Here is a 14,018-nt window from a genome sequence, read left to right on the forward strand (position 1 = left end):
AATACATTTATTGAAAAAAATTATCTGAAAGGAATTATTTCGGGCGCAGAAATGTCGAAATCTTTGAGTCGAAGTGGAGTAACTCCCTCAAAACCAGCCCTAAATGGCTGTCCAATATCAGGGATGCCTGAATAAATACTTAGCCGAACTTGAAAGGTATTAAATGTAAGATTTTCGTTTCGGAACCTGAAACCGATGCCATATCCATGAAAAGGACGGGTGGTAAGAAGAGGCTCTCCTTTAAAAGAAGTCCAACCGAGGTTTGAAAATACGAAGGGAGCCATCCGAAATCCTAAAAAATTGATAGGACTAAAAAAGACACTTTCTACGCCAACGACCAATTTGCGCGTGCCCCGCAGCTCGTCGCTGCTTATTCCCTGAATCCCTTCATTTCCACTGATATTGAAATATTCATTTTGGAAACGATTGAAGCCCCAACCAAATTTTACATTTAGAAAATGCCGGGCGTACCAACGTTGCCCCAAGTTGTGTAACGGTGTAAAGTAGTTGTTTTCGGTACTGAAAACCCCCTGCTCTGTGGTTCCGCCTTTAAAATAGGTGCCCAGATTAACCAAACTGTATAAATAGCCCGCCTTCATGTACCGAGCCTTAGAAAACTTCAGGCCAACGTACTTTCGGGTGCCTAACTCGGCGGGGTCGCTGCCATAGATAAAAGCTGCCATTTCGCCCAGCGGTACGTCTTCTGTTCGACCAAAGCCATAAATAAGTAAATCCCGTTTGTAGCGGCGGTTGGAGAATCCAAAACTGAATAGGGTGGGGCGTGTATTCTGGAAAAGTTGATTGGTACTGTCGGTGACGGCCTTCCCTCGGTTGTAAAATGTTTGGCGCGAATGACGCAAGGCTACCACAAATCGAGCGCGTTCGCGGAGTTGGTCATTGCCAAAAAAAATCTTAAACGAACGTCCAACCCATGCATCAAATAACACATACTGCGACCAGAAGTAATTCCGGACCGAACGCCCCGTGAGGGTGTCGGTGGTGAATTCAAAAAGGCGTAAATCGTTGTATCCAGCTTCGATTGAGCCCGCATATTTCATTTCGGGGGTCAAAAAAGGCCTAAATACTTTAAAGCCTAGTTGTTTTTGGTCGCGTTGGAGGTTCAGGATTCCCTGACCTGTAATGAACGTTTTTCGGTAGGAGGGAATGATGTATCTACCCGAGTATTCCAATCGTTGACGTGGTTCGTTGGCATTATAAGCAATCGAATTTTTTAATGAATGGCCAAGTCCCTGAAAATTTCGTTGCTCTAAGCCGATAGAAAAATTATTCAGCCCCGAGGCCGACCCATCGGGCAAAAGCGACCAAACATCCTGCGTATACACGTGGACTTCGACGGCGTCTTTTGCATTTTTGTAGGGAATAATGACGATGCGCACGTCATGGAATATCCCCTGCTGTCGTAAGTAGCGTTCGTTGTCCTTGATTTTTTCGGGTTCAATAAGATCTCCTTCTTCAAAAAACAGAAAATTGTCTCGGATCACCCATTCTCGGGTACTGCGATGAAATCGGTTGCCAGTACGGTCGAGCCAGTTGTCAGGCCCGCGAAGTGTATCGTAGACGCTGTAACCAAACACATCTGCACTGTGTACGTAAATCTTTCGAATCCAGCGTCCTTCAAATACTTTATGGGGGTTTTCTTCAATTTCGCTGATGGTATTTCCTGAAGTAGTACTGTTATAAATATCCCGAAAGAGAAAATTATAGATGGTTTTGGGAACTACTTTTTTGGCCTTGATGCCAAAAGCGGTGTCTTTGGCGGTGGGAGCATCAATGCGAATTTTTGAAATACTATCCAATGGAACTCTCTGCCCCACTGCTTCTAACAAAATGAGGCTAAATATAAGCGTTGATAGTATGTTTTTTCCGCAGTAAATCATCGGAATACGTACGAGAATTCCATATTCTTTTGTTCAATTTTAACTAAATAAATGAAAAATAAGTTATCGCATAGACAACTCCATTAAAAATACCCATGAAATACCGAAAAATGCTCCTCATCATTGGCTCTTTGTACGGGTTGGCGGTGGTAGTGTCGTCCTGTCTTACTGGTCGAATGACTGACAAGGAGATAAATAGCTATTTTTCCCAAAGCCGTTATCAGCCCAAACGCCATTTCTATCAGGCATTGGGTCGGGAGTTACATTATATTGAGGTGGGTGATTCATCGCGACAGCCGATTTTATTTGTTCATGGTTCTCCAGGTTCTTGGGACAACTTTAAATCTTTTTTGAAAGATACCTTTTTATTGGCCCATTACCATTTATTGGCGGTAGATCGACCAGGTTTTGGGGAGTCACAAGCAGAAGGGGCAGAAGATGAATTATCAAATCAAGCGGAAGCTTTGTTGCCCATCTTAAAACGTCAATCGCAACCCATTATTTTAGTGGGGCATTCATATGGCGGCCCCGTAATCGCAGAAGCCGCCATTATGTATCCTCAGTACATCAAATCGCTGGTCATTGTGGCAGGCTCGGTCGACCCCGCCTTGGAGCCTTCCAACTGGTATCGATATCCATTGAGATACACGCCATTGCGCTGGGCAATCCCGTCTTTTTTTAGAAGCAGCAATGATGAATTGTTGCCCTTAGAAAAGGAACTAAAAAAAATGGCCCCTCACTGGGGAAAAATCCGTTGTCCTGTAGTGGTGGTGCAAGGGGGAAAGGATGTGCTAGTAGCGCCAGATAATGCAAAGTTTATCAAGCGTCAGCTGCCGCACGTGAAAGTGACTACGATTTGGAAAGAAAACATGAATCACTTTGTTCCTTGGAGCGACCCCGATTTGATTATTGAAGGAATCAAAAGAGCGACGGATTAAATAAAAGCAGGCTTCGGAGTGTAATCCTTGCCGCCCTTTTTTGTAAAAACACCCGATTTGCCTGATATTTGCCGAAAAGGTTTTGCCTCAACCCGAATGTCTCTTTATTTAATTTTACTTCTTGTCTTCCCTTTTCTTGGTTTTATTGGTTTGTTCTCTTTTCGAAAACGGGCTAATAATTGGGCTGGATACGTTGGTATCGCCCTCACTCTTATGGGTTTAGGTGGTTCGTTAGGGGTATTTAATCAAGCACTCAATCAATCTCAGGTTTATTTGGTCGAATGGTTTTCTATGAACGGTAAGCCCATCATGCTTTCCTTTTTGGTGGACAATCAAACCCTTATGATGCTGGTTGTGGTGCATTTTGTCGCGGTTTTAGTTCAATTGTTCTCAATAAGTTATTTGCACGATGAGCCCGCGCGTTGGAGGTACTTTGCTTTTTTACAACTCTTCGTTTTTTCAATGTTGGGAATTGTGTTGGCGGGCAGTCTGTTGCTAATGTACGTATTTTGGGAATTGGTGGGTCTTTCTTCTTATTTACTTATTGGTTTTTGGTACGAGCGACCACGGGCGGTTTGGGCGGCAAAAAAAGCATTTTTGTTGAACCGTATCGGTGATGCGGGCTTCTTGATTGGGATTCTGTTGGTGTTTTGGCAATTTGGAACAACGGAGTTTTCTGTTTTAAACCATCGGGATGGCGTTCTTTCAGGAGGCTCCTCCGTATTTTTTACGGCCATAGGCGTATTTTTATTTTGTGGGGCCATTGGCAAATCAGCCCAATTTCCCCTTTCTGATTGGTTGCCAGACGCAATGGAGGGGCCAACGCCCGTTTCGGCCCTGATTCATGCTGCAACGATGGTGGCCGCTGGTATTTTTTTACTGGGACGTATTCATCCGTTTCTGACGCCAGATGCGCTGATTGTTGTGGCCATCATCGGCACCCTAACCATGCTTTTAGGCGCTTATAAAGCTATTTTTCAGACGGATATAAAAAAGTTATTGGCGTATTCAACGGTATCTCAACTAGGCCTGATGGTGATGGGAATGGGCGTGGGAGCCAAAGAAGCCGCTTTGTTTCATTTATTGACCCATGCTTTTTTTAAAGCGGGTTTGTTTTTGTGCGCTGGCATTATCATCCATGCCGTTCATACCCAAGATACGCGCCAAATGGGCGGACTCCGACAAAAAATGCCCGTTACTTTTTGGGCCTATACAATTTGTGCCGCAGCGCTGGCTGGTTTGCCGTTTTTTTCAGGGTTTCTTTCCAAAGATGCCATTTTGATTGGGGCTTTTGAGTGGGCCAAACATACAGGAGGCATTGCTTATGCTATTCCAGTGATGGGCTTAATTTCGGCAGGGCTTACCGCTTTTTACGTAATTAGACAGTGGAAACAGGTTTTCTTCGGTGAAAATCAAGGAGGATATCGTCACGAACAAATCGTGCATGATGCAGATTCTTTTATGAAAGTCCCCGTCATTCTTTTGGCAATTCTGTCTTTTTTTATTTGGTTTTCATTCAACCCAGCCGATGCCGCCCACGGGTGGTTCTTTAGGATGTTTACCGTTGAGGCTGCCGAAACGGGGCACGGAATGGTGGCTTTACTGTCAGTTTTGGTCGTTGCCATCGGACTGTTAGGTGGCTTTTATTCCACGGCGGCGGGGCCATTGCCTTCCCTCATTACGTTGCTGCAAGGAATGCATAATGCTGTTGCAAAGTTGTTCGCTTCTTTATTTGGGAAAATACGGAACGGATTGAAATGGTTGAATGAACACGCTGACGAAACAGATCGGCATGTGTTTCTGATTGCACCTTTACAGAAAATAGCGTACTGGACGTATAGAATGGATCGCCAGATTGTTGATGTAATTGTCAATGGAGTGGGTTATGTGACCGTGATTGGCGCCCATGCCATAGGACGCTTTGACAAATTGGTCGTGGACGGCGTTGTAAACGCTTTGGCTTGGCTCGCGGGTTTTGCAGGAAGCAGGATTCGAAATTTGCAAAATGGGCGTGTACAATCCTATTTTGTGGTAATGCTTTTGGGTGTTTTACTAATGATTTTTTTGTTTTTTTAAGGCCATCGGCAACAAATATCGCTTTTGGGTTTTGGCTAACGTACTATTATGATTCCTCATCTACTCTCGTTTCTTACTTTTCATCCGCTCGTTGGGTCGGTGGTGATTGCATTGCTCCCCAACTCCCAAAAAGAGGCTTTCAAATGGATTGCCGTTTTTTTCTGTGCGTGTCAAGTAGTGGTTTCTGCCGTCGTGTATTACTTTTTTTCAACCCAAACCGCCGATTTTCAAATGGTGGAAAAAGCCGACTGGATTACGCTTTCGATGGGAAGTTTGGGGACGGTTTCTATTGATTTTATTTTAGGCGTTGATGGCATCAGTCTACCCTTAATTATGCTTTCATCCGTTGTGATGATGGTGGGCGTTTTTTCTTCATTTTCAATCGCTAAACGCGAAAAAGCCTATTATTCGCTGTACCTGCTGCTGACTACCAGCATCATGGGGTGCTTTTTGGCGTTGGATTTCTTTTTGTTTTTTCTGTTTTTTGAATTCATGCTTCTACCCATGTATTTCCTGATTGGATTGTGGGGAGGGCCGCGCCGTGAATACGCTTCCATCAAGTTTTTCCTTTATACACTTGTTGGTTCGTTGTTGATTCTGATTGTAATGATTGGCCTTTATATTTCGGTGATTGACCCGTATGAATCAGAACTTGCCAAAACGATGGTTCATACGTTTGATTTACGGTTAATGACCGACGGACGTAATTATTTGCCCGACAGTATCCTTACCCCGAGTGGTGAAATTACACTGCTGGGGATGCCTTCGCGGATGCTTGCTTTTTGGCTATTATTTATAGGTTTTGCCATTAAACTGCCGATTGTTCCGCTTCATACATGGTTGCCCGATGCGCACGTTGAAGCGCCTACGCCCGTATCGGTCGTGTTGGCGGGTGTCCTCTTAAAAATCGGTGGCTATGGCTTACTGCGAATTGCTTACCCAATCTTTCCAGATGCCGCCGCCGAATATGCCTTTACGTTAGCCGTATTGGGGGTGATTTCCATTGTTTATGGGGGCTTTAATGCTTTAGCCCAAAATGACTTGAAGAAGATGATTGCCTACTCTTCGGTGTCGCATATGGGCTTTGTGGTATTGGGGATTGCCTCGCTCACGGCCGAAGGACTCAACGGGGCGGTGTACCAAATGGTGAGCCACGGAATCCTTTCGTCGCTGTTGTTTTTATTGGTTGGGGTATTGTACGATCGTACCCACAACCGACTCATTGACAACTATCGCGGGCTGATTTCATACATGCCTTTATATACCATTATCACAGGGATTACTTTTTTTGCTTCCCTTGGTTTACCCGGCTTTTCGGGCTTTATCGGAGAGCTATTTACGCTGATGGGCGGTTTTCAGTCTGATAGGTTGCCTGTGTGGTTGACTGCCTTGGGAACGTTGGGAATAATACTGGCCGCTGCCTATTTTCTCTGGACTTTTCAGCGCATGTTTTTCGGAAAACCTTGGGCTAAGAACCCGACCGAATTGCCTTTCCTGTCGGACTTGAACCGATTAGAAAAATGGATGCTGATTCCGTTGGTACTTATGTCGTTTGCATTAGGGATTTTTCCAGGATGGTTGTTTAGCTTATCGGATAAGACCGTGTCGCATCTGCTGAAAATATTTGAATAGCATCTATATACTCTATAAAAAAATGGATTGAAAGACCTCAACTGAGGGTTCTGTCAAAAATCTAAACGCCTCCCAAGTGAGAACATCGGTCTACTTGGGAGGCGTTTGTATATTGTGGTAATCGAAGTTACTGCGCTAAATAGCTAATTTCAGCAATGAATTGTCGACCGCCAGGAGAAAGTTTTTCCTGCGCACGGGCCGAGAGTTTGATGATAATTCGGTTGTTTGCACTGATGTCTGGCAATTTTCCAATCACTTTCACCCAAATGCTTTGGCTGTTGTTCATGTTTTTGACTTGAATCAACGAGCCAACGGGCGCAGTACGGTGAAGCGCGAGGTATTTATTGTTGCTATCCATCCCCTCCAAAACCTCAGCTACTCCTGTTTCCAAAATGCGCTTGCCAGTATTGGCAATTTTAGGTTCGGGCAGGTTTGAATTGGTGGGGTCTTCGGGACGAACAATGGGCACTGGAGGTTTTTCGGCGTTTGATTTCTTGGCATCCGCCAACTTAACCGAGTCCAATTTGTTTTTCTTCAAATAGTCTTGGAAAGCCTGTTCGGCTACAATCAATTCCTGACCAGAACGCAGTTGGTCGGAAGTTAGACCGTTCCAGCGACGAATATCGGCCATCAAAACGCCATATTTAACCGCAATTCCGTACAACGATTGTCCGCCCTCTACTTTATGAAGGCCTGTTTTTGAAACAGTTGCGACAGGTTTGGTGTTGCTTATATCCTCTGGTTTTTTCTCAGCTGCCACTTCCGCAGGTTTGGCTTCTTCCTCTACCTTTGGCGTTTCTGGTTTTGGCTTATCCTCTTCTGATTTTATGGTTACGGTCGATTCCGTTTTTGGTTTTATCTCGTAATCAAGGACCAACTTATCCTTTTCTGGTGCTTTTTCTGGTTCTTTTGTGGCTGTTTTTGGTGCAGATGAACGAGCTTGTGAAGGTACGCGTAATACTTGCCCCGTTATCAAATTATCTTTCATTCCGGGGTTGGCGTCCTTTATGGCTTTGAGGGTCGTTTTGTACTTCCGCATCACGGCGTACAATGTTTGTCCGGGGTCTACTTTATGAATCACAAATGATTGACCGTTTTTGGTCTCGCTACCGGTAGAATCGGGCAAAGAAGAGCGGGAAGGTGTTGCGTGGGTCGTTTTTCCCCACAATAATCCTAACACTACAAGGCAAAATCCGACGCGCTTTATCATGGTCTGGGCAATTTTATTACGGTAATTTCGTCAACTTTTTTTAATAAAACAATATGGTGGTTATCATACAAATAATCGCCGAAAGCGACACTCTCCACGTCCGAGAGAATCGTTTCGTGCAGGAGAACTGTTTTCGTCGAATTTACTACCAATATAGACCAGGATAAAGAAACAGCGTTAGCGGGGTAAAAGTAGTAAAAAAACAATAGATGTCCAGAGATTTCACCATAATTTATCGCCTTTTTAGGGATATTTCCCGTAATTTTTTCAATAAATTGAGCTATTGTTGGGTAATAAGGATTCGTCTCTTCGTATGTAACAGGAGCGCGCCACTGAGGTGGGTTGATTTTGGTAGATGGAAAGGGCAAATCAACAATTTCTCCCGTGCTAAAGGCCCTGTTTTCCAGAATTGGGGCACTTTCAGGCCGCATTCTGGAGGTTCGGAGGTTTGTTCCATCGGTATGATCAAATTTGCAACCTTCTAGGGCCCAAATTAGTTGGCCTGTTAACGCATCTATCGCTATAAGTTTTTTGGGAGCGGGCTGTTCACTGCCTGTATATTCGTGAAGAAAAAGTATGCCCGAATAAAAGCCAATGGCACTGGTCCACCAAGTGGTTTCTGGAAAAGAATGTTCCCAACAAACCCTCCCTGTTTCGCAATCAAATGCAGCCCATCTTAATTGGTTTTTATCGCGCAGCTCAAAAAGTAAAAGTGGGGAGGTCTCCTCTATAGGAAGGGTATCGTATAAAATACGCCAAACAGGAAGCGAAAAGGAAAAATGTTGAGATATGAGCAAAATCGGCCTGAGTAAAGTTATGTCTTTGATTGGCCAAAAGTAACAAAAGCAGAAAAGTTTATCAAACCTTTCTGCTTTTGGTCGGAGATTAATACAAATTGGAACGGCTGGATAAAAATGCCCATATCAGTGCTAAAATCGCCACCAAACCGATAGCAAACGATAGATTGAGGGCGCTAGATACCAAGCCAATGATAGCCGGACCAGCTAAGAATCCTGCCAAACTGAACGTGTTCATGGCAGCAAGGCCCGCACCTTTGGCCATGCCGGGTACTCGGGCTGCGCTACCGTAGAGGATAGGTGCCCCGCAAGAAACCCCCGCGCCAACCATTCCAAAACCAAGAATGGCGGTAAAAGTATGGGGCAAAAGTACCGCGATCATGATGCCGATTGCGGCCAAAATTCCACCTGATACCAGTATTTTCCGACTTCCGTAACGGGGAATGAGCGAATCGCCGATGAACCTCCCAAAGGCCATAAATAACGCGTAAAAGGCAAATCCCCAGCCAATATAAAAGTCGTTTGATTTGACAATATCGCGCATATATACGGCAGTCCAGTCGGCCATGGTGCCTTCGGTGACGTTGGTGCAAAATGAAATGGCAATCATGCCCATTAGTATACGATTGGGCCACGCGAATTTAGGAGCTTCCGAGGTTGTGCGTTTTTCTTCGTGAATACTCATAACAATGGGGCGCGCAATAAACGCAACCGAAATAATGAGTACCGATACGCCCGCAATGTGCAGGGCAGGGGAGATTTTAAGCCCCATCAGAATACTCGCAAGTGCTGAGCCAATCATGCCGCCTGCGCTGAACATCCCGTGTGAGGTTGACATAATGTAGATGCCATCCTGACGCTCAATGGACGTAACACAGGTATTCATGGCCACGTTGGTAAAGGCGATGCCAATACCCATCAGACCTAACCCGATAGAGGTCATCCAGAGATAAGGCACATTGACGGGCAATGAGTACGCAAGAGCCATGGCCGTAAGCCCCCAAATAGTGGTAGCACGCATCCCGAATCGGTTGAGAATGAGTGCCGACAGGGGATTGGTGAGCGTTGACGCAAGGGGCATACTTAGTAAAAGCAGGCCCAATTGGGCATCGCTCAGGGCAAATTTTTGCTTTACGTACGGAATCCAGGTAACCCAGTTGCCAAACAGAAATCCCACCGACGCAAAAATGGCACCAATGGCTAAACTCCTGCTGTGGGTAAAATAGGTTTTTAAATGGGTTGTCATTTTTTAACTGAAAGAGGCTCAAATACGGATAACTCCGCACTCTTTATTTTGAATGTGTAATTTTTTGAAAACTAAGTGCCTTTCGTTGTCTATGACTCAATCATATCGTTGGTGAAACAAAGCACATACTCCATCAACTCAATTCGTAATTTCAATTCTATTTTGCTCAGGGTCAAATACGACACTTTCGTAGTAGCCGTCGCCCGTCCAGCGAGGCTCTCCGACCACCTCGTAGCCATCGCTGCGAAGGCGCTCAGTTAGGGCATTTACTTTTTCTTCACTTCCTACCGAAACGGCAAAATGAATCAAGCCCGTAAATTGCGCGTATACATCGTTTGAATGCGCAGGTATGCTGTTCATTTGCATGATTTCCAGCCGTGGACCTTGCTCAAACGAGAGAAAATAAGACTCAAACTGCTTTTTTGTATTTATGTATTTTTCGTTGGAAATCGCCCCGAAATACAATTCATAAAATGCGCGCATCCGCTCTAAATCACGGCACCAAAGCGCTAGGTGTTCGATGTACATGGGGGTAGATTATAACGTTGCGTTAATTAATTGTAGAACACTCGAATACGACATATTCAGGTAGTCGTTGATGTAAGCACTGCACGGTGGGAGTTCGTCGGATGAATGAGACGTGGTTACCCCAATTACTTTCATACCAGCGGCTAATCCCGCACTGACGCCCGAAACGGAATCTTCAAAAACCACGCACTGTGAAGGCGAAACCCCCAGTCTTTCGGCACTTTTGAGGTATACTTCTGGATTAGGTTTATGTTTCGTGACGTCTTTTTCGGAAAGCATAGAGCTCATTACTTCGTTTAGCAACGGGATTTGCCCCACCATCATTTCCAAGTTTTCGACTGGGGCGGAGGTTGCAATGCCTAGTTTGACCCCATTTTGTTTCAAATCAGCTAAAAATGTCAACAATCCAGGCAATGGCTGAACAATACTCATGTATAATTCTCTGAACAAAGCTTCTTTTTCAAATTGCAATTGCAGTAGTTCTTCGGCCATTAATTCCCGTTTTAAAAAATAATTGAGAATATAGCTGTTGTGCTTGCCGTACATGTGATTTTGAAGGTCATCTTCGGTGGGCACTATTTCATAACGGTCGAGAAATTTACGCCAAGCTACGTTGTGGGTGGGATTGGTGTCGGCAATGACGCCGTCCATGTCAAATATTACTGCAAGTTGCGACATAATAGATTATGAATTGAGATGCTCTTGGAACGAAAAAACATCCAGTATCGATGAATGAGTTAATGATGACACAAATTTACGGCCAATTTTCGGTTCAACTCTACGATTTTGTTTGCCACTTCCAACACTCCATTGACTTTTTTTTGTAATTATGTGTCAAAATAAGCAAAATGGCACGTTTAGAATTTGAAAAAATACAGCCGACCGTCGGAAATTCCTTTCGGCTCTACCATGCCACTGATGAAGAAAGCTGTCGAGTATACTGGCACCATCATCCCGAATACGAAATCGTTTATATCCCCGCGGGTAAGGGCCGCCGGCAAATTGGCCGGCATTTGTCGCGCTACGAAGAAGGCGAATTGGTTTTTATCGGCCCCAATATCCCGCATCTAAATTTTGCCTACGGGCAAAGTAGTGATTTTGAGGAGTTTGTCATTCAGTTGCGAGACGATTTCTTAGGTAAAGAATTTTTGAAAAACGTAGAATTGCAATCCATTCAATTGCTTTTTGAAAAGTCAAAACGGGGATTGGCGTTTGGGGTGGAAACCAAACGAAAAGTGGGGGAGAAAATCCAACAAATGCCCACGCAAACGGGATTTGAGCGCATGATGACGTTGCTGTGGATATTGCAAGAAATGGCCTTGGCGGTCGATGTAGAAGTGCTGCATTCGGAAGCCAATAGCCCCGACGTTCCGCCCAAGGAAACGGAGCGATTGCGTCGAATTTATTCGTTTGTGGAGACGCATTTCCAAACCGAAATTAACCCCAACGACGTAGCCGAAACCGTAAATTTAAGTTTGCCTGCTTTTTGTCGCTATTTCAAAAAAATGACCCATCAAACATTTACAGAATTTGTCAACGACTACCGCATCAACCATGCCCGCGTAATGCTTCTGCAAAACATAAATGTGGCGGAAGTAGCCTATGAATGCGGATTTAATAACCTCTCTCATTTTAACCGAACCTTTCGAAAACTCACTCATCAAAGCCCTGGCGAGTACCGGCGGCAATTTTCAACGGCGCTTTATTCGTTATCTTAACATCTTCAGTGGTATGCGTTGAACGTGCGTATGGATGGGAAAGTTTTTTGATTATTTTTGAGAATTAAAATAACTTTTCCTATGATGAAATTTGCTAAGTGCCTGATTGTAAGCCTTCTGTTGGCTTCAGTAAATGCTGTGTTGGTGGCGCAAACGCTCGAAATTCAGCGTATTCACCCCACGAATTGGTGGATAGGTATGAAAAATCCCAATGTTCAACTGCTCATTTACGGCAAAAACATCCACAAAGCGGCCGTGAGCGTCAAATATCCTGGAGTGCGCGTGCTCAAAACGCATAATGTTGAAAATCCAAATTATTTGTTTGTGGATTTGGCCATTTCCAAAGCGGCAAAACCCGGAACCATGTCGTTGGTGTTTAGCCAAGGAAGCACCCAAACCACGCAAAAATACGTTTTAAGCGCAAAACGCCACAAACCCGTTCCTGTTAATTCTTCGGATTTTGTTTATTTGCTCATGCCCGACCGCTTTGCCAACGGCGACGAGTCAAACGACCGATTTGACGATATGCTCGATACTAAAGCCGACAAAAATGTGCCTTTCCTTCGGCACGGTGGCGACTTTCAGGGCATTATAAACCACTTAGATTATTTGCAGGAATTGGGAGTAACCACGCTGTGGAATACTCCTGTCATTGAAAATAATACCAAACTCAAAAAAGAATTACACGGCAATTTACAGGCAGCTTACCACGGTTATCACTTCAGCGACCATTATAAAATTGACCGCCGTTTTGGCGGCAACGCAGGTTATAAACAGCTTTCAACGGCTCTGCACCAACGCGGTATGAAACTGATTCAGGATGCGGTTTATAACCACGTTTCGGAAGACCATTGGATGTACCTTGACCCTCCCACGAAAGATTGGTTTAATACGTGGTCTTCCTACACTGGCACCACCCACAAAGAACAAGCGATTACTGACCCAAACGGGGCCAACATTGACCGCAAATACCTGACCGATGGCTGGTTTACGCCTTTTTTGCCCGATGTGAACCAACGTAGTCCCTTTTTTGCCAATTATTTAATTCAACACGCTATTTGGAGTACCGAAGAATTTGGGTTGGATGGATGGCGCATCGACACGTACAAGTACAACGATATGCCATTCATGAATCGCTGCAATCAGGCGTTGATGGACGAATATCCTAACTTATTGATTTTTGGAGAAACTTGGGTGACCAACCCTGCGTCGTTGTCGTATTATGTACGAAACAACGTAAAGTTTCCTTTTGCCTGTAATCAGCCCGGTACTTGTGATTTTCCAAGCTTTCAGGCCATCAACGACGGGCTAAAAGAATCTTTTGGTTGGGATGGTGGAATCAACCGAGTGTATCAGGCGTTGGCGCAGGATTTCCTTTATCATGACCCTTCCAAAATGGTTACGTTTTTGGAGAACCACGATACTGATCGTTTCTTTTCGGTCATCGGGGAAGATTTCAACAAATATAAGTTGGGCGTTGCGTGGCTGCTGACTACACGCGGTATTCCGCATTTTTATTATGGAACCGAAGTACTAATGAAAAACTTCAAAAATCCCACCGACGCCGAAGTACGCCGGGATTTTTCGGGAGGATGGAAGACCGATACCGAAAATAAATTTGTGGCTTCGGGACGGACGGCTCGTGAGAACGAAGCCTTTGAGTTTGTCAAAAAATTGGCCAATTACCGTAAAACCACGCCTGCATTGCATAGCGGCAAATTCACGCAGTTCATTCCCCAAAACGGATTTTACGTGTATTTTCGTCACAACGCGCAGAAGACCATTATGGTGGTAATGAATACGAATGCGGAGGCAGCTACGCTCGAAACGGCCCGTTTTGCCGAACGGATGCAGGGCTTTACCACGGCAAAGAATGCATTGACAGAGGAAACGATTTCTTCGTTGGCTTCCTTCAAAGTGCCCGCTATGACGGCGTGGGTGCTGGAGTTGAAGTAAAATAAGAAAGGGGCGTAAG

Annotated in this window: 11 protein-coding genes; 5 read left to right on the forward strand and 6 right to left on the reverse strand. The window is 44.7% G+C overall.

Annotation, left to right across the window (positions count from 1 at the left end):
* Positions 1-20 precede the first annotated feature (20 nt).
* A complete protein-coding gene (locus DR864_RS28005) occupies positions 21-1,898 on the reverse strand; it encodes a hypothetical protein (RefSeq protein ID WP_114070069.1) in 1,878 nt (625 codons plus the stop codon).
* 95 nt (positions 1,899-1,993) lie between these two features.
* Here DR864_RS28005 and DR864_RS28010 point away from each other — a divergent pair, with 95 nt between their 5' ends.
* The 3 genes from DR864_RS28010 to DR864_RS28020 all read left to right on the forward strand — a co-directional run bounded on the left by DR864_RS28010 (position 1,994) and on the right by DR864_RS28020 (position 6,544).
* A complete protein-coding gene (locus tag DR864_RS28010) occupies positions 1,994-2,836 on the forward strand; it encodes an alpha/beta fold hydrolase (protein ID WP_114070070.1) in 843 nt (280 codons plus the stop codon).
* 96 nt (positions 2,837-2,932) lie between these two features.
* Positions 2,933-4,912 (forward strand): NADH-quinone oxidoreductase subunit L, encoded by a 1,980-nt coding sequence (gene nuoL, locus DR864_RS28015; RefSeq protein WP_114070507.1) that lies wholly within the window; start codon positions 2,933-2,935, stop codon positions 4,910-4,912.
* A gap of 48 nt (positions 4,913-4,960) precedes the next feature.
* Positions 4,961-6,544: a complex I subunit 4 family protein gene (locus tag DR864_RS28020; protein WP_114070071.1), complete on the forward strand. Its 1,584-nt coding sequence runs from the start codon at positions 4,961-4,963 to the stop codon at positions 6,542-6,544.
* Between the two features lie 127 nt (positions 6,545-6,671).
* Here DR864_RS28020 and DR864_RS28025 read toward each other — a convergent pair whose 3' ends face one another.
* The 5 genes from DR864_RS28025 to DR864_RS28045 form a co-directional block, all read right to left on the reverse strand.
* On the reverse strand, positions 6,672-7,754 hold the full coding sequence (locus DR864_RS28025) for a septal ring lytic transglycosylase RlpA family protein (RefSeq protein WP_114070072.1): 1,083 nt from the start codon (positions 7,752-7,754) through the stop codon (positions 6,672-6,674).
* Complete coding sequence (locus DR864_RS28030) at positions 7,751-8,551, reverse strand: DUF4905 domain-containing protein (protein ID WP_162794201.1); 801 nt, start codon at positions 8,549-8,551, stop codon at positions 7,751-7,753. Before DR864_RS28030 ends, DR864_RS28025 begins: the two co-directional genes overlap by 4 nt.
* 88 nt (positions 8,552-8,639) lie before the next feature.
* Positions 8,640-9,797, reverse strand: coding sequence for an MFS transporter (locus DR864_RS28035; RefSeq protein ID WP_114070074.1), 1,158 nt, complete (start codon positions 9,795-9,797; stop codon positions 8,640-8,642).
* A 138-nt stretch (positions 9,798-9,935) separates the two neighbouring features.
* Positions 9,936-10,325 carry a VOC family protein gene (locus tag DR864_RS28040; protein ID WP_114070075.1) on the reverse strand — a complete coding sequence of 130 codons (390 nt, stop codon included), beginning with the start codon at positions 10,323-10,325 and terminating at the stop codon, positions 9,936-9,938.
* 9 nt (positions 10,326-10,334) lie between these two features.
* Entirely contained in the window at positions 10,335-11,003 is a 669-nt protein-coding gene (locus DR864_RS28045; RefSeq protein ID WP_114070076.1) for an HAD family hydrolase, read from the reverse strand.
* A 170-nt stretch (positions 11,004-11,173) separates the two neighbouring features.
* On the opposite strand from DR864_RS28045, the gene DR864_RS28050 reads away from it, so the two are divergent.
* Together DR864_RS28050 and DR864_RS28055 are read left to right on the forward strand one after the other, a co-directional pair.
* Positions 11,174-12,043, forward strand: coding sequence for an AraC family transcriptional regulator (locus DR864_RS28050; protein WP_114070077.1), 870 nt, complete (start codon positions 11,174-11,176; stop codon positions 12,041-12,043).
* An 81-nt stretch (positions 12,044-12,124) separates the two neighbouring features.
* Positions 12,125-13,999, forward strand: a complete 1,875-nt coding sequence (locus tag DR864_RS28055; protein WP_114070078.1) for a glycoside hydrolase family 13 protein — start codon at positions 12,125-12,127, stop codon at positions 13,997-13,999.
* The last annotated feature ends 19 nt before the right edge of the window (positions 14,000-14,018 follow it).

This window comes from Runella rosea (genome assembly GCF_003325355.1).
Taxonomy (GTDB): domain Bacteria; phylum Bacteroidota; class Bacteroidia; order Cytophagales; family Spirosomataceae; genus Runella; species Runella rosea.